This is a genomic window from Stenotrophomonas sp. Br8, from assembly GCF_014763005.1.
Lineage (GTDB): Bacteria > Pseudomonadota > Gammaproteobacteria > Xanthomonadales > Xanthomonadaceae > Stenotrophomonas > Stenotrophomonas lactitubi.
The window spans coordinates 328,292-344,620 of sequence record NZ_JACGTN010000008.1 but is presented as its reverse complement, the minus strand read 5'-3'; the positions used below and the strand labels follow the sequence as shown (position 1 = coordinate 344,620).

The 16,329-nt window shown below is 62.0% G+C and carries 7 protein-coding genes; 3 read left to right on the top strand and 4 right to left on the bottom strand.

The window, feature by feature from the left end; genetic code table 11:
* Positions 1-2 precede the first annotated feature (2 nt).
* On the top strand, positions 3-1,910 hold the full coding sequence (locus tag H3005_RS09565; protein WP_100552528.1) for a hypothetical protein: 1,908 nt from the start codon (positions 3-5) through the stop codon (positions 1,908-1,910).
* A 221-nt stretch (positions 1,911-2,131) separates the two neighbouring features.
* Here the strand turns inward: H3005_RS09565 and H3005_RS09560 are convergent, their stop codons facing one another.
* Positions 2,132-2,842, bottom strand: coding sequence for a hypothetical protein (locus H3005_RS09560; RefSeq protein ID WP_100552529.1), 711 nt, complete (start codon positions 2,840-2,842; stop codon positions 2,132-2,134).
* A gap of 578 nt (positions 2,843-3,420) precedes the next feature.
* On the opposite strand from H3005_RS09560, the gene H3005_RS09555 reads away from it, so the two are divergent.
* On the top strand, positions 3,421-3,777 hold the full coding sequence (locus H3005_RS09555) for a hypothetical protein (RefSeq protein ID WP_100552530.1): 357 nt from the start codon (positions 3,421-3,423) through the stop codon (positions 3,775-3,777).
* A 12-nt stretch (positions 3,778-3,789) separates the two neighbouring features.
* The gene (locus H3005_RS20930) at positions 3,790-4,293 is read left to right on the top strand and encodes a hypothetical protein (protein ID WP_223880157.1); all 504 of its coding nucleotides are present in this window, start codon (positions 3,790-3,792) and stop codon (positions 4,291-4,293) included.
* A 90-nt stretch (positions 4,294-4,383) separates the two neighbouring features.
* Here the strand turns inward: H3005_RS20930 and H3005_RS21095 are convergent, their stop codons facing one another.
* The 3 genes from H3005_RS21095 to H3005_RS09535 form a co-directional block, all read right to left on the bottom strand.
* On the bottom strand, positions 4,384-11,754 hold the full coding sequence (locus tag H3005_RS21095) for a calcium-binding protein (RefSeq protein ID WP_191078031.1): 7,371 nt from the start codon (positions 11,752-11,754) through the stop codon (positions 4,384-4,386).
* Between the two features lie 747 nt (positions 11,755-12,501).
* Positions 12,502-13,923, bottom strand: coding sequence for an HlyD family type I secretion periplasmic adaptor subunit (locus H3005_RS09540; RefSeq protein ID WP_191078030.1), 1,422 nt, complete (start codon positions 13,921-13,923; stop codon positions 12,502-12,504).
* Complete coding sequence (locus H3005_RS09535; RefSeq protein WP_100552532.1) at positions 13,920-16,082, bottom strand: type I secretion system permease/ATPase; 2,163 nt, start codon at positions 16,080-16,082, stop codon at positions 13,920-13,922. The genes H3005_RS09540 and H3005_RS09535 overlap by 4 nt, the downstream gene beginning before the upstream one ends.
* Between the last annotated feature and the right edge of the window lie 247 nt (positions 16,083-16,329).

Genomic DNA, 16,329 nt, shown 5'->3' with positions numbered 1-16,329 from the left:
TCATGAACAAAGAATGGCAGTTGCCGCCCGCTTACGAGTCGGACTTGCACAAATCGTACACAATCGCCGAGTCGGTGATTGGAGACTTCGCAGAAGGTCGATTCGCACCTCCCGACATATTGTTCACGTCTGTTACAGAGTACTTCTGCGCCCAGGACGATTCCAGGAATGCTCTTAAGAGGTTTACCACCCAACTTGGCGGTTACAGCGAGGACTTCGATGCGTCAGACGATCCGAGAATTCAGGCGGCCTTGGTGATCGGAATTGTAACGGCCTGGGCCTCTTCAGAAACCGAAAGCCGGTACATCGCCTTCAGGGCTCTCGTCCGAAACTCATTGTGGGTTGAGCATTTGTGGACTGAGGTGGCGCTGGTTGTAGCTCTGAAAAATGATCTATTCAAAGACGCACTCTTAAATTTAGCTGAACAACATTTCGTTGATGCTGAAAAAAAACTACTTCAGGAAGATGGGGTTGACCCATCCCATCCAATCACCCTCGATGAAATTTGGTACGGACACACTAGGGAAGGTCGGATCGATGAATCCAGTTGGCCGTGGATCGAATTGCTAGCAAAGCTTGATCCCGGCAAACTCTTTAAATGGATGAATTCCACACAAAGCCTTCTTTTGATCAATCGAGTACTCGACAGTCCGGAGTTTTACCGTAACTACGATCTGTGGGAGCATTTCACACTCGGGTCTCCACCAAGCTTCCAAAGCGATGGCTCGTGGAATGGCGCCCTATTGCTTCCAAGCTTGCTCAGGCACGGGAGTACGAAAATCATCCACATAGCCAATGGCCGAGAATACCATCCGTCCGTGCTAGAGCCGCACGTCAGGTCGCTGCTCGCCTGTTTCGTAGCTACTGTCGCTAAAAGATCCGATTTCGAGGGCCTGTTCAAGCGTTGGGGCACTTGGCTCACTCGCCAGCACCTTAATTTCCCTGATAACAACTCGGATAAAATACGACCTCTGAGCAGCCAAGATATATTATGGGAATTAGCCGATAAGCTCCCACTTCCTTGCACCCCAACCGTTTGCGACCAATTGAGTTTTTCTTGGGAGCCATGGGTTTACCAATCCATGCTAGCACTTCTACATTCGAACGCCCCCAACAAGTTTCCGACACCGGACATCAGCGCCTTCATCAAAGAATGGAGCCTGACACCCACTGAGTGGAACTCCTCCAAAGGCAAGTCGCTTCGAAGCCATGTTAGTGAATATCATGCCACTCAGCCCAACAGCTATGCTTGCCGGGTGCTTGGGTATTCCGTCGCGTTGAGCGATGACTTCACCACTCACTGGCTGCGCATGTGGAACTCTAGCGTTGCGCTGAGAGAAATTCTCGAATTCCGTCCCATTTATAAGATTTCCACAGAATGGCAACCTTCGGATGCCTCAGGACTGATGCGCACGTTGGTTGACATAGGTCTGGGGATTCTGGACTGTACTACCAACGCACAGGAGACTCTCAATACCGAAGTACTTAAGCAATCCGCCGCGCTATTTCAAGCGCTGTGGGAGGCTACCACTGAGATGTTGAGCATTGACTTCTATGGTGACGACTTCTGGCCAATCATGCAGCAACACCTAGTCATTCGCAGGCTGCGGTGGACAGTCGAAGCAGAGAACGCGAATAATGAAAATTACAGCAAATGGCTAGATCAGGCCGCCACCCCGACATCACGGGAAACATTGGCCTTAGTCTCCAGCAATCCATGTTCATTCATAAGCTTGCTACCCCTGCTTGTGCAAAACAAAATTCCTAAGCAAGCCTTGAAGGAGCTGGTCAACCAGGTCGAAATTGACTTAGCTTCTCTCGCATCGAGTGCAGCCAGATACCAGAGTGGGCCTGAGAGGAAATTCAAGATATATCCTCATCACGTCCACTTGGTCGAAGAGTTGGCTTAGACCTGCAAATGATATGGGGTGAGTCGCCCCCTATTTCTCTAGGCGCTTTCAAGCTTCGAGGAAGAACTGCTCAGCCTGTCCGCGTTTGGCCTTAGCTGCCCTACATGAAGGGCAGCTAAGGCCGGCAGCTGGCTTTCCCTACCCCGATAAAAATCCCTTATCGCCGCTCCCCGAAGAAAGAGCGCCTCAGCCCGCGCTCTGATGCTTGCCGAAACCCAGCCCTACTGGCCAGCCGAAGTTGGCATCACACCCTTTCGCACAATCTCCAACCTCCCAACATCGCCAACAGGCACAAGCACAGCAGCCTTCCGCGCCGGGTCCCACATCGCATAGGAATCACCAAGTCGACCAATCAGGCTCAGGCCGTCCTGCACCTTTCCGTCAACAGTCACAGCCGTCACGTGCTTGCCGCCCCCAGAGGAAACCGTCGCGGCACGCCCGGAACCAAGCATGCTTGACACTATCGAGACGTAGACCAGCATCACCAAGGCGTAGATCAGCCAAGGGGAATCTTTCACCGCAGCGGGCACCACCGGCGAAAGTTGCACGATCAGCGCACAGATGATCGTCAGAAGAAGCCCTATCAGAAGAGGCCACGTGTTCGACCACCAAAGCAGCAGCCCTAGGCCAGTGAAGAAAAGCATCGGAAACAGCCATGCGAACAGCTTGCTCTTGGAGCTGCCGCTCGTCACCTTTATCTCCACCCAGCCGCCAAACAGCGAGGCCACCAGCATGAGAAACAACACCATGCCGATGCCTGCCAGGCCGGCTAGGGCCAGCTCGCTCACGGCGACAAACTGAAAGGGATCAAGGCCAAAGTGGCCCCAGTACGCCTTCAGATAGAGCGCGCCTTGAATCAAGCCAAACGTGACGACGGCCGAACCCCAGCCAGCCACATCGGCCATCGTTAGTTTTTTTTGCGTACTTTCCATGTACTACCCCTTTCAAGCGCCCCTGACGCATCCCGGATAGTGCCATGGCGTGGAGCGCGGCGTCAGCCACGCAGTGCAATCGGATTGCAGCGGACCAGGGCGGACCTGAAGGGTGCGTTGAGGGTTCGACCCGCCCATCCCTTTGTCGCATCCGCCCCGCTCGCAATCCCGCCGGGCGGATGCCGACAGTCCGCAGGCAGGCACAGCCGACATCGCCGATAGCATTGCAGCGCAAGGCTCCAGCGTCGCTGCGTCGTATGCAACGATTCTGAAAATGTTGAAAGTGGTGTCGGCTTCAGCCCTACTGCATTGGCATCGCGCACAACCGGGCGTATTCCTTGCTGTGCCACCTTGAACAGGTGGCCGGGCTTCGAAACCCCGGTTCTACGCTGAAGTAAACGCTTGCCAGCCGGCATCACCCATCAGGTGGTGCCGGCTGGCAATCCGTCGGCCGGCTATGGCGGGCGGTGCGTGGAGGCCTTGTGCCTGCCGGTTCCAGCGTAGACCGGGTTTCGAACCACGCACCGTCCGCCACCTTTATCGGTGGCGGCTTCTGCCTGCACGCAAGGAGCCCAGCCATGACCACGCCCTACTCCCCTGCCCCACAGCCCATCCATGAGGCGCCCTCCCCCGGGCCCGCCGTGGACCCCAACACCCTCATCGCGCTGCTGCACAGCATCGGCTCGGGCGTTGCCGCCAACGGCCAGCCCTGGCCAGAGCGCCATCAGCTACGTGGCCGGCAGATGGCCCTGGCGGATACCGATTGCTCACTGACAGGCCTGCGCGTGGTGCTGGAAGTGCTGCTGGCCGCAGAACGCACCCGCCAGAACGGCGAGCCGGAACAGTACGTTGGCGACCGGGTGATGGAAGGGCTGATCATGGCCGGCATGGGGCTCGTAGCCCACGCAAGCGAGCGGCTGCAGCCGGCAGACTGAAGGATTGCCCTGGTGAAGTGCACGGTGGTTGCGCGCACTCCGCTGATGAAGGTGCACCACGCAGTGATGTGGGTGCTTTTCCTGGCGCTGGTCGTTGCAGCACGGATTCATTGGCCAGAGCCTGAAGAGCCAGAGATCCTCGCGTACCGGGGCGTATCCGATGAGACGTTCTGGACGCTGCGCCGCCACGCAGTCCGCTTCGCAGAGGCGCGGGCGCGGGAAGGCTTCGAGTTCACAGATGGGTCGAACGCAGCGTCTTCCTTCCAGATCCAGTGCAGGGGTGTACCCGTCCTGTACGTGGAGAGGGAGCAGTCCCTTCTATTGATCAGCCTGCCACTTGGGGCCGGGCGACGGGCGCCTGCCATCTTCTTCCTGCAGGCCACGCTGGCGTGGCCACTGCAGCCATTGAGCTATCTGGATCAGGTCCTCGAGGGTGTGCAGGAGCCAACGTTGCAGGATCGATTGCTGCTGATGGTTGCTGGCGATGTGCCAGAGGATGAGCGCTGTGGCAGGTAAGAGCAGTCGAGCCGGTGCCGAAGGACTTGGGTCTAATCGTCGATGACCATGTGCCGAGGCGCCTTCGCGGGCGCCTCGGCGGCCGCTCCCTTACGCGCTGATGCGCGCCGCGGCGCTCATGGCATGCCCTTGATCGTAAGCCGCATGACCCAGCAATGGCTCCGCCACCTTGCCCTGCGCCTCACTCCAGCCGGTGCTGGCATCTCCGGCAAATCCGCCGATGGCCTCAATCAGCTGCCGCACTTCGGCACTGGTCGACGCATCCACCGCACGGGCCGAAGCAAGTGAGGTTGCTGCTGACAGCGGCTTTAGCTGGCCGGCGATCGCCGATGCCGAGATGGCGTTGCCTCCATCCCCAGGCTGCACGAACGCGATGGCGTACTGCCCGCCCTGGAAATGCTTCAGCACCCGCATCTGCTGAGCAGAATCGCCGTCAACCCGCACGAGCAGATCATCGCCATCACGGTAGTAGCTCAAGCGGCTGCGTGCGATGCCGTCGAAGTACAGCCAGTCGGTGCCGCCGCCGGTGTTATCCACGGTATCCACACCGCCACCTGCACGGTAGAAGTAGGTGTCGTTGCCTGTACCACCGAACAACAGGTCGTTGCCGTCTTCGCCCACCAGCTGGTCGTCGCCCGCACCACCGATCAGGATGTCGTTGCCTGAACCACTGAAGCTGCCATTGCCGCCTGACAGGTAGTCGTTGCCATCGCCTCCCTCGAGCTTGTCATCCCCACCCATGCCGAACAGGGTGTCGTCGCCGCCCAGCCCCTGGATACGGTCGCGGCCATTGGTGCCCACCAGCTGCTCGCCCGCGGCAGTGCCAGCAATCTGGGACGGGTAGTCGCCATCGTTGCCGCCCCCCGGGTTGCCGCCGGCACCTGGCACCAGGGCGTTGATGGCGGCCGTATTCAACGCATTGCCGCCGACAGGTTGCAGGTAGTCCAGTGCCATGTCGCCACCGAGGAAGTGATTGGTGACGGTTACCTTCTGGTTGGCATTGCCGTTGACGGTGATCACCAGGTTGTCGCCGTCACGGGCGAAGGCCAGCTTGGAGAGCGAGATGTCGTTCTGGAAGATCAGCCAGTCCGTACCGCCGCCCGTGTTGTCTATGACATCGATGCCGCCGCCATAGACGTACTGATCATCACCTGCGCCGCCGATGAGTGCGTTGCTTCCGTCCTCGCCGCGCAATGTGTCATTGCCCAGCCCGCCTTCGAGGCGATCGTCGCCTGAGCCGCTGCCGCTGCCATTGCCGCCGGACAGGTAGTCGTTTCCGTCGCCGCCGCGCAGGGTGTCATTGCCGCCCATGCCGAACAGTGTGTCGGCGCCGGCCAGGCCCTCGATGAGATCCTTGCCCGAGCTGCCCGCCAGCTGTTCGCCGGCGGCCGTTCCCTGGATGACTTGGTCGAACTGCCCGCCGGTGCCGCCACCGGCGACAATCTGGTTGATCTGCGCGGTGGTCAGGTACGAACCGCCATCCGGTTGCACATAGTCGATCGCGGCGTCGCCGCCGATGAAGTGGTTTGTGACGCGGACGGACGGCGTGGCCGCGTTGTCCAGCGTGATCAGCAGGTCGTTGCCGTCGCGGCTGAACGAAATCCGCTCGCGGCTGATGCCGCCGGTGAAGAACACACCGTCAAAGCCTCCCCCGGTGTTGTCCACCTTATCGGTGCCGCTGCCGGTGTCGAAGACGTACTTGTCATCGCCGCTACCGCCGACCAGCGTGTCGTTGCCGCCCCCGCCGACGATCGTATCGTTCCCCCCCAGCCCGTGGATGATGTTGGATTCCGCATTGCCGGCAAGGTAGTTGTCGAGCGCATTGCCACTGCCATTGATGGCACCAGCACCGTTAAGGAACAGATTTTCGATGTTGTCCGACAGCGCGTACGAGGCGCTCGACTGGACCTGGTCCTTGCCGGCACCGACGGCCTCGATCACCACGTCGGCACTGTCATCGACAATATAGACATCATCGCCGGCGCCGCCTTCCATGCGGTCGATACCTTCGCCGCCATCGTGGTAGTCGTTGCCGTTGCCTCCGTACAGAGTGTCGCTGCCGCTGCCACCAAACAGCGAATCATTGCCATCCAGGCCGTACAGCAGATCGTCGCCATCCCAGCCGCCCAGGGTGTTGGCACCGGCATTGCCGGTGATCACGTTGTCCAGCCCGTTACCATTGCCGGTCTGGATGCCGACGGCCAGAATCAGATTCTCGACCTCATCGGCAAGCACCAGGTTCGTTTCATAGCGCCGCTCTATGGTATCGACACCCTCCCCGACATGCTCGACGATCCAGTCGCCGCTGCTGTCGTTGATGTAGTAGTCGTCTCCTTCGCCACCCTGCATCCGGTCGCCACCGGCGCCACCGTCGAGGCGGTTGTTGCCTGCATTGCCGGTCAGCTGGTTGTTGCTGCCGTTGCCGGTGCCATTGATGTTGCCGGTGCCGGTCAGCACCAGATCTTCCAGGGTATCGCCGAGCACATAATCGATGCTGGATTCCACCGTGTCATGGCCTTCGTCGGCGAGTTCGACTACGACATCGCCCGCCTGGTCGACGACGTAGGTGTCGTCCCCCAGGCCACCCAGCATGCGATCAGCGCCCGCCCCGCCGTCCAGGCGATTGCTGTTGCTGTTGCCCATCAGTTCGTTGTCATCAACGCTGCCAATGGCGGTGATGGCGTTGCTCCCTTCCACCAGCACCAACCGCTCGATGTTGCTCGACAGAGCGTAGTCACTGGTGGCATGCACGACATCGAGCCCCTCGCCTGCGAGTTCGACGATGCTGTCCAGCTGACTGTCCACGTAGTAGATGTCATCACCGGCACCGCCCTCCAGGTGATCGTCCCCGGACTGGCCATCAAGCACGTCGTTGCCGCTGTCACCCAGCAGGCGGTCGTTTCCTTGGCCGCCAAACAACTGGTCATCGCCGGCGCCGCCATCCAGCCGGTTGGCACCCTCGCTACCCGTGAGCACGTTGGCCAGTTCGTTGCCGGTGCCGTCGATGTCGGCTGCACCTGTCAGGGTCAGGGTCTCCAGCTGCGCGGATAGCGCGTAGGTCGCACTGCTCAATACATGGTCGTGTCCGCCGCCGGCGATCTCGACGATGCGGTCATTGCTGCTGTCCACGACATAGGTGTCGTCACCCGCACCGCCGCGCGCCTCATCCACACCCTCGCCACCGTCGAGCCAGTCGTTGCCAGCTCCGCCCTCCAGCAGGTCGGCACCCTGTCCGCCGAACAGACGATCATCACCGGCTTCGCCGTACAGTGAGTCATCGCCGTCATGGCCATGGACCATGTCGTCGCCATCTCCGGCGTGCACGGTGTTTTGGCCGGCGTTGCCATGGATGACGTCGGCCAACGGGGTCGATTCGAGCACCGCCAGATCCAGAGCTGCAGGATCCAGCAGGCGGGTGTGGCCGCCGGCCACCAGCGACAGACCCAGGACCGCCAGGCCGGTGATCGGATCGAAATAGCGCTCAAGGCGGATCTGGTCGGCACTGCCGTCGAGGAATGTCAGGACCAGATCGGCATTGTCACGTCGCAGTACGGCCGAGGCCAGCGCCCGATCGACAAGCTGCACGGTGGTTGTGCCCTCTGTATCCAGGATCATGTCCTGGCCGTCACCGATGGCGAACCGGTACTGGTCATCACCACTGCCACCGGCCAGACGGTCATTGCCCGCATCGCCCTGCAGGAGGTCATTGCCCTCCCCGCCCATCAGCTCATCGTCGTCGGCACCGCCGCGCAGCTCGTCGTTGCCCTGCTCGCCGGCCAGCCAGTCGCGCCCCTCGCCGCCATCCAGCACGTCGTTGCCGCCACCGCCGTAGAGCGCGTCCATATCCGCGCCACCGGACAACTGGTCATCGCCTTCGCCGCCATCCAGCGTGTCGCTGCCCTGGCCGCCATCCAGCAGGTCGCTGCCATCGCCGCCCTGCAGTGTGTCGTCGCCTTCGCCGCCGAACAGCTGGTCATTGCCTTGCCCGCCGGACAGGGTGTCATGGCCACCCTCACCGGAAAGCACGTCGTCGCCTTCATAACCCTGCAGGTGGTCATCGCCGGCAGTGGCCACCTGCACCCGCTGGCGCACGGCTGCAACGGTCCATACGGTGCCATCGGCAAAGCGGATCTCATCCACACGCGAGGGTCCATTGCCGTCGTTCTGGAAGTAACGCGATACCGTCAGGCGATCGGTGCTGCCTGCACGCACCAGCAGCAGGTCGTCGCCGACGCGGCTGGCAATGATGTTCGCCGGCGCTATGTCCGCTGCGAACGAAATCGCGTCAAGGCGTCCAGCACTGTCATCATGATTGTCGATCACATCCTGGCCGAATCCAGCGGCGAACGCGTACACGTCATTGCCGTGGCCACCACGCAGCTGATCGTTGCCGACGCCGCCCCACAGCTGGTCATCGCCGGCCCCTCCATCCAGTGTGTCGTTGCCGCTGCCGCCCACCAGCAGGTCCTGGCCGTCACCACCATTGAGGCGGTCGTCGCCCTCTCCACCGTCAAGCTGGTCATTGCCATCGTCGCCGTTCAACGTGTCCGCGCCACCACCACCGGTCAGGGTGTCGTTGCCGCCGCGGCCACTGAGCCACTCGTTGCCGTCCCCGCCATGGATGATGTCGTCGCTGTCGTAGCCATAGAGATCATCCACGCCCGGCACCGGGATCAGGACCAGCGCCTTGACGTCGGCAATGCTCCACTGCACCCCGTTGGAGAAACGGATGCGATCCAGGCGATAGTCACTCTGGCCATCCGCGCGGAAGTAGTCCTGGATATCGACGCGGTCGCCGGTACTGATGATCTGGATGCACAGATAGTCGCCACTGCGCCATACCTTCAGGTCTGAAGGCAGGATGCCCGCGCCGATCTCGAGCGTGTCGATGCGGCCGCCGGAGGAATCGTAGTTGTTGATGCGGTCATGACCGCTGCCACGCCCGAACAGATAGCGGTCACTGCCTTCGCCGCCCTGCAGATAGTCATCCCCCGCGCCGCCGTCCAGAACATCGTTGCCAGCACCGCCGTAGAGTGCATCCGTGCCCAGCCCGCCTTCCAGGCGATCCGCACCGGCACTGCCGCTCAGGCTGTCGTTGCCTGCGTCGCCGTACAGCAGATCATCGCCCTCCCCGCCATCCAGATTGTCTTCACCTTCGCCTCCGGACAACAGGTCGGCACCGGCGCTGCCGGACAGGGTGTCGTTGCCTGCACCGCCGTACAGGGTGTCGCTGCCCTGGCCGCCGTCCAACAGATCGTCGCCGGCACCGCCGAGGATGAGGTCATCACCTGCGCCGCCGCGCAGCTGCTCGCGCACATCGGAGGCCTGGTCGCGTCCAACAAGGATTCCATCATTGCTGCCCAGGTTGCCTGCCACCGAGCCGTCCGTCGCTACGCTGCTCAGCAGCAGGCCTGCGGCGGCCAGTGCCGCACCAAGGTCAGGCTGGGCCTCCGCCTGCAGAAGCCAGGTGCGCAGCATGGTCTCGCCTGCGGACCATCCGTTGCCCAACAGGAAGCGCCCCTGCGCCCGCAGCAGCTCGGCCAGGTCGATGATGGCATCGGCCTGGCTGTTGGCGAAGCGCGTGTTGAGCTTCGCTTCAAGTGGCGCAAAGGCAAAGCTGACCTGGCCCGCCTGCACATCCCAGGTGGGCTGGATCAGGTCGGTGTAGCCCTTCAGGCGCGACTTGCTGCTGAGCGTTGCGTAGAAGGCTTCAAAGATCGCATCGTAGACCTGTACATACTGCTGCACGGTCTGCGTTCCCCACCAGACATCGGTAATCGGCGCGTAGCCCATGATCGCTTCGACCACGCGCATCTTCATGGTCTGCACCTCATCCAGCCAGGTTGGTTCAGGCCATACCAGCACTTCATTGGGGCGCAGCCGCACCACGTTGGTGGAGTTGGGGTCCTCCACGCCACCGCCGCTGTTGACGCGGATGGCCTGCGAAGAGAAGTAGGGACTGGTACGCGCCCATTCCAGGATCAGATCATCAAGCAGGTCACGCTGTACCTGGCGGGTCTCTCCCGCAGAGAAGCTGACCAGCAGGGCCTGCAATGCGGGAGACAGTGCGGCGGCCTGGTGCAGAGAGCGCAGGTTGCCGATGCCGCGGCTGTTGACCAGCCCGCGGATGGCCTCCGGTACCGCAACATCCTCGGCATAGTCCGAGCGCAGGCTGTCGTTGTCGAAGTTGAAATCCTGAAGCAGATGCGTCTGTTCCGCACCATTCGCATCGCGCCGGCCAAATGTTGAAGAGCCCAGGAGTGCCCCCCCCTCCACGTCGCCGCTGGCGCCGCCCATGGTGGTACCGAGGAAGGTGATGCCCAGCTCCTGCAGGGTCAGCAGCTCCCCTGCATCGGTGATGCCGTTGCCATTGGCGTCGCGCCACACCGACAGCGACGCGAAGGACGCATCGTTCACATCGATCCGGCCGTCGGCGTTGTCATCCAATGCCGCCAGTGCCTGGAAGCCATCAGCGGCTCGCTGCCCGTTGGCCAGACGTGTCTGGTCGCCGAACAGTTCGCGACCCGAATCGATTCGACCGTTGCCATCCAGGTCACGAACCAGCAGACCATCGCGAGCATCCACCCAGCCGCTGGCGGTGCGGATACCATCGCCATCGTGGTCGAAGAGGGTGCCGGCCCAGCCTCGTTCGGCCACCGTGCGCACTTGGCCGTCTCCATCCAGATCCAGTGCCAGTGGATCGTAACGCTCGATGCGGTAGGTGTTGTCGCCGCGGATGCGCCGCGCGAGGTCCTCGAACCGATCAATGAAGCGGCCCAGGCCATTGTCCATGGCCCAGCCCATTCCCTCGCCGAGCAGGTCAAGGAACCGACCGAACCCATGGTCCATGGCCCAGCCCATCGCCTCGCTCAGCGGCGCTTCCAGGCCGGCCGCGCGCAGCACGCCGTTGATGTTCGACAGGATGGCGGCGGCAAGATCCTGCACGTAGCCGGTCACCGTACCGTCCTCGCTCTGCACCTGGACGAAGTCCTCCCCCAGCCCCAGCGGCGGATCGAACTGGTCACCCAGCGTGCCCGCCCATCGGTCAGCCTCACCGAGCTGCATATCCTGCACGGCGGTCATCACATCCTTGCCAATGATGTCACCCAGCGATTGCACATTGCCGCCCAGTACGTCGTTCACCACTGTGTTGGCAAGGTGATCGGAGCCCTGCTGGAACCATGCCTCATTGGCGTTGAGTCCATTGATCGTGCCCTGCCACATCGTGGCACCACGGACCAGGTCGCTTACCAGGCTGCCGTCATTCGCATTGATCTTGCCAGCGGCATCGAACCAGTTGGACATCTTGTTGAGCTCGGTAGCCGTGGCAGCGTCCGAGGTGCGGGCCTGGGCTGCGGCCAGATCTCTGAGATAGCGATAGGCCTCGGCATGCTGGCCTGAGTTGCTGTAGTTCTGAAGCGTTGTGCGCTGGGACGAATCGAGATTGAGAATACCGGACATGTTCTTCCTTGATGCGGCATGGTGAAGGTTGAGGGGTAAGCAAGACCGTTACGAAGTGCACTGCAAATGCATCAGGGGGCATGCCCGCCGGGCGCGATGCGCGTTCCCGTGCGCGGGCCCCTCTCGAAATCCTGTAGCGGCTGCGAGCAAGGCCGACCCTTGTACCAGGCATATGCCCAAGCCGCGAAGCGCAGATGGTCGGCGTGGCTCTCCGCGCCATATGAGTACTGCAGGTACAATCCATCCATCTGCATTTCTGCACGGTAGATACCCCTGCTCGGTGAGTCGTTCGACCATGCGGTGGCAAGCACCTCGTGTCCGCAGGGACCTATGAAGCGAAGCACGCTGTGCACCCGGGACCCGCTGTCGCGTTCCAGTCGCTCGAATCCACCGCCTTCATCAGTGACGCGCTCATCGCCTCGAAGTGACATTGACGAAGGCAGCGTGGCACCGACGCCCACAAGCAGGCGGAGGGTTGTCCATGGCGTCCCTGCTGCTCTGCCCGGTCCTTCCTTTACGCGGCCGTTGTCGCGGTTCAGGTAGACCACCACGGCGTTGGCGCCAGCCGGGTCAACGCCGGGCCGCAGCAGGTAGGGTCGAAGCATCACATGTACTGGGCGCTGGGGTGGCGGATCCTGGCACGCGGACAGGACTGCCAGCAGCGGAAGCAGGAGCAAGCGCAGAATTCGCACGAATGACCTCATTTGTAGAGTGGTATGGACGCCCGCCGCAGGCGCCAGGCGTGGATCAACGCTCGCGCAGCGACTCGCCGGCATGCTGGCGCAATGGACTCAGCAGGTAATCGATGACCCGCCGTTTCCCGGTCTTGATCTCGGCACTCAGGCTCATGCCCGCCGTCATGCGCACGCTGACACCGTCGATCTGCAGGGTGGCCTTGTCCAGTTTCACCCGAACCGGGAATATCAGGCCCAGATTCTCGTCCTGCATCGCATCGTGGGAGACGCTCACTACTTTTCCTGTGAGGTAGCCGTAGCGGGTGTACGGGAAGCTCTCCACCTTCACGGTTACCGCCTGGCCGGTGCGCACAAAGCCGATGTCCTTGTTGAGGATGCTGGCTTCAACCTCCAGCGCTTCCTCGCTGGGGACCACAGCCAACAGCGGTTGCGCCGGAGTAACTACGCCGCCCACCGTGTGCACGACCAGTTGCTGCACGGTGCCATCGACCGGGGCGCGCAGGGTCATCTGGCGGTCGCGCTGTTCCGTCCGCGATACTTCCGGAGTCATCTGCCCGATCTGTTCCTGTGCCGCGCGCAGCCCGTCCAGGGCTTGTTGCCGAAAGTCGGCCACCAACACCCTCAACTCTTCTTCAGCTGCCCGCTGGGCCGACCGGATCTCCTGCACGCGATTGCGCTGTGCGGCAAGGTCACGCTCGCCTGCGATGCGTTCCTGCTCGCGCAGCAGATAGTCGTGGCGACCCACGTAGTTGCCTTGCAACAAGCTGCGGTAGTCGTCTGCGCGCAGCCGAGAGATGCGTGCAGACTCCTCCAACGGTTTCACCGAGGCCTGGGTGGTTTCCAGTTCCGCGCGCCGCTGTGCGATCAATGCCTGCAGATTGTGGCGCTTGGCCTGCAGTGCCTCGTACTGGCTGCGCGCCAGCGCCTGCTCGGCCTGCACACGGTCGGCAGGGAGGTCGTTGTCGACACGGAACACGGGAGCCGCGCCGTCCTCCAGAGCCTCGGTGAGGGCGCGCAGGCGCAGAGCGGACATGCGCGCGTTCAGCAATGCATCGTCCGCTTTGGCAACGTCGGCCGCAGTGGCAGTGGCATCGAGCTCGATCAGCACCTGCCCTGCTTTCACCGTCTGGCCGTCACGTACCAGGATCCGCCGCACCACGCCGGTTTCCGCGGGCTGCACCACCTTGGTCCGCGAGTCCACGACGGTCCTGCCGGGCGCCACTGCGACGATATCGAGCTTGCCGAGGGTAGCCCAGAGCAGCGCCACGCAGAACAACGCGATGATGATGCGCATGGTCCACCGCGCGGTGGGCGACGCAGGTGTTTCAATCAGTTCCAGGTGCGCGGGCAGGAAGGCGCGCTCTTCGGCCTCGCGCGAAGGCGGATCCATATCGTGCCGGACACGCCAAGCGCTACGGAACACTGCCAGGTAGCGCGCTGCGAAGACACGCACTCCGTCACGGATGTGCTTCATGCCGCACCCTGTTGCAGGCGATGCAGCTGAGCGTAGTGCCCGCCTGACTGCGTCAGCAGCTCATCGTGCGTTCCGCTCTCGACGATGCGGCCGCGATCCACGACCACGATCCGGTTGGCCCTGCGCACAGTGGACAGGCGGTGCGCGATGATGATGACGGTACGACCCCTGCAGATCTCGCGCATGTTGGACATCACCGCGTGCTCCGACTCGTAATCCAGTGCACTGGTGGCCTCGTCCAGGATCAGAATGCGTGGGTCGGTGATCAGTGCACGGGCAATCGCCACGCGCTGTCGCTGGCCGCCTGAAAGGCCTGCGCCTTGCTCACCTACCTTGGTGTCGTACCCTTCAGGCAGCGCCGAAATGAACTCGTGGGCGCCGGCCAGGGTTGCCGCCTTGATCACTCGCTCGAGCGGCATGCCTGGATCGCTCAGTGCGATGTTCTCGCGCACGCTGCGGTTGAACAGGAAGTTCTCCTGCAGCACGACGCCCAGCTGCCTCCGCAACCAGGCTGGATCGGCCAGGGCCAGATCGTGCCCGTCCACCAGGACCCGCCCTCGCTCAGGCGTGTACAGGCGCTGGACCAGCTTGGTCAACGTACTCTTGCCGGATCCTGAGCGCCCAACGATGCCGATCACCTGCCCGGCGGGAATATGCAGGTCGATGCCTGCAAGGATCTCGGGGGTATCTGGGCGGTAGCGGAATCCAACCTGCTCGAAAGTGACATCACCACGGATGGGAGGCAATGCCATCCGGCTGCCTGGGAGCTCGGTGCGGGTATTGAGGATGTCACCCAGTCGCTGGACCGAGATGCCCACCTGCTGGAAGTCCTGCCACAGCTGCGCAAGGCGGATGATTGGGGCGGCCACCTGCCCGGACAGCATATTGAAGGCGATCAGTTGCCCCAGTGACAGCTTGCCATCGATCACCAGCTTCGCGCCCCAGAACAGGATGGCCACGCTGACCAGCTTCTGCACCAACTGCACGCTCTGCTGGCCGACGGTGGCGATCTTGGTGACTCCAAAGCCGGCATTCACGTACCCGGCGAGCTGGTTGTCCCAAGTGCGCGTGACGCGTGGATCGACTGCATTGGCCTTCACTGTGCCGATACCGCTGATCGTTTCGACCAGGAAGGACTGGTTGTCAGCGCCTCGTGCGAACTTCTCATCCAGCCGTTTGCGCAGTACCGGTGTGATGCCCGCCGAAATGAGCGCATACAGCGGTAACGAGATCACGACGATCAGAGTCAGCCAGCCACTGTAGTGGAACATCACTGCCAGGAAGACCACGGTGAAAAGCAGGTCCAGTACCGAGGTCAATGCCTGTCCGGTCAGGAAGTTCCGGATGTTTTCCAGCTCGCGCACGCGTGCGATGGTGTCGCCCACGCGGCGGGATTCGAAATACGCCAGCGGCAATGCCAGCACATGCCGGAAGAGGCGGGCGCCGAGCTCTACGTCGATCTTGCTGGTGGTGTGGGCGAATACGTAGGTACGCAGTCCACCGAGCACGATGTCGAAGACGGCGATGGACACCAGGCCGATGGCAATCACATCCAGTGTAGTCAGGCCTCGATGCACCAGCACCTTGTCCATCACCACCTGATAGAACAGGGGTGTGACCAGTGCGAACAACTGGATGAAGAACGAAACCGCGAAGACCTCCAGCAGCATCTTCCGATACTTGACCACCGCTGGGATGAACCAGCTGAAATCAAACCGGGCCAGTTCGCCGAGAACCGAAGCCCGCGACGCCACCTGCAGCAATCGCCCACGATAGCGTTGCTGGAGCGTCGCCATGTCGATACTCTGCGGGCGCTTCTGGGCCAAGTCGTGGATCAGCACCTGATCGCCATTGATGCGGGCGATGATGAACGCATCACCATCCTCACCGAGCGCCAGTGCAGGCAGGTTGGCCAACGCGAGGCGCGCAGGTGGCGTCGACACCATCCGCGCCTTGAAGCCCAGCTTGCGGGCCGCCAATACCAATGTTGTCTCGTCCGTGGGGGTATTGCCCAGCCCAGCGTCGTGCGCCAGCTGACTTGCGTCAGCCGCAATACCGTGGAATTGAGCAAGCAGTACCAAACCGCGCAGCGCGAGATCCTGCTGATCCTGCACATGCACTTCCCCCGGCACCGAAGGTGCCGCGTCTCCCTGTGGCATAACATCCCCTGCGCAGCTTCCATTGTGCGCAACCCCGCGCGGAGCTTGGAGCCAGTGAATAGCCCTGTCAAGTGGAAGCGGGGCTGGATACGGCTAGCCCCGTCAACAGACCCAATCTGCTTGTTGAAACTTGAGTGTCACGTGCCGGCGGGGCCCCTTGGCTTCAATGCGTGAGAGGTTTCGGTCATCTCAAGTGCGTGTAGGCGCTCTCAAGCAAAAGCGTCATCTTCGCTTGCAAGTAAAAGAC

What these genes read in the sequence shown, in the direction of transcription:
- H3005_RS09540 (WP_191078030.1), bottom strand. Translation starts at nt 13,923, where the DNA reads ATGAAGCACATCCGTGACGGAGTGCGTGTCTTCGCAGCGCGCTACCTG.
- H3005_RS09555 (WP_100552530.1), top strand. Translation starts at nt 3,421, where the DNA reads ATGACCACGCCCTACTCCCCTGCCCCACAGCCCATCCATGAGGCGCCC.
- H3005_RS09535 (WP_100552532.1), bottom strand. Translation starts at nt 16,082, where the DNA reads ATGCCACAGGGAGACGCGGCACCTTCGGTGCCGGGGGAAGTGCATGTG.
- H3005_RS09560 (WP_100552529.1), bottom strand. Translation starts at nt 2,842, where the DNA reads ATGGAAAGTACGCAAAAAAAACTAACGATGGCCGATGTGGCTGGCTGG.
- H3005_RS21095 (WP_191078031.1), bottom strand. Translation starts at nt 11,754, where the DNA reads ATGTCCGGTATTCTCAATCTCGATTCGTCCCAGCGCACAACGCTTCAG.
- H3005_RS09565 (WP_100552528.1), top strand. Translation starts at nt 3, where the DNA reads ATGAACAAAGAATGGCAGTTGCCGCCCGCTTACGAGTCGGACTTGCAC.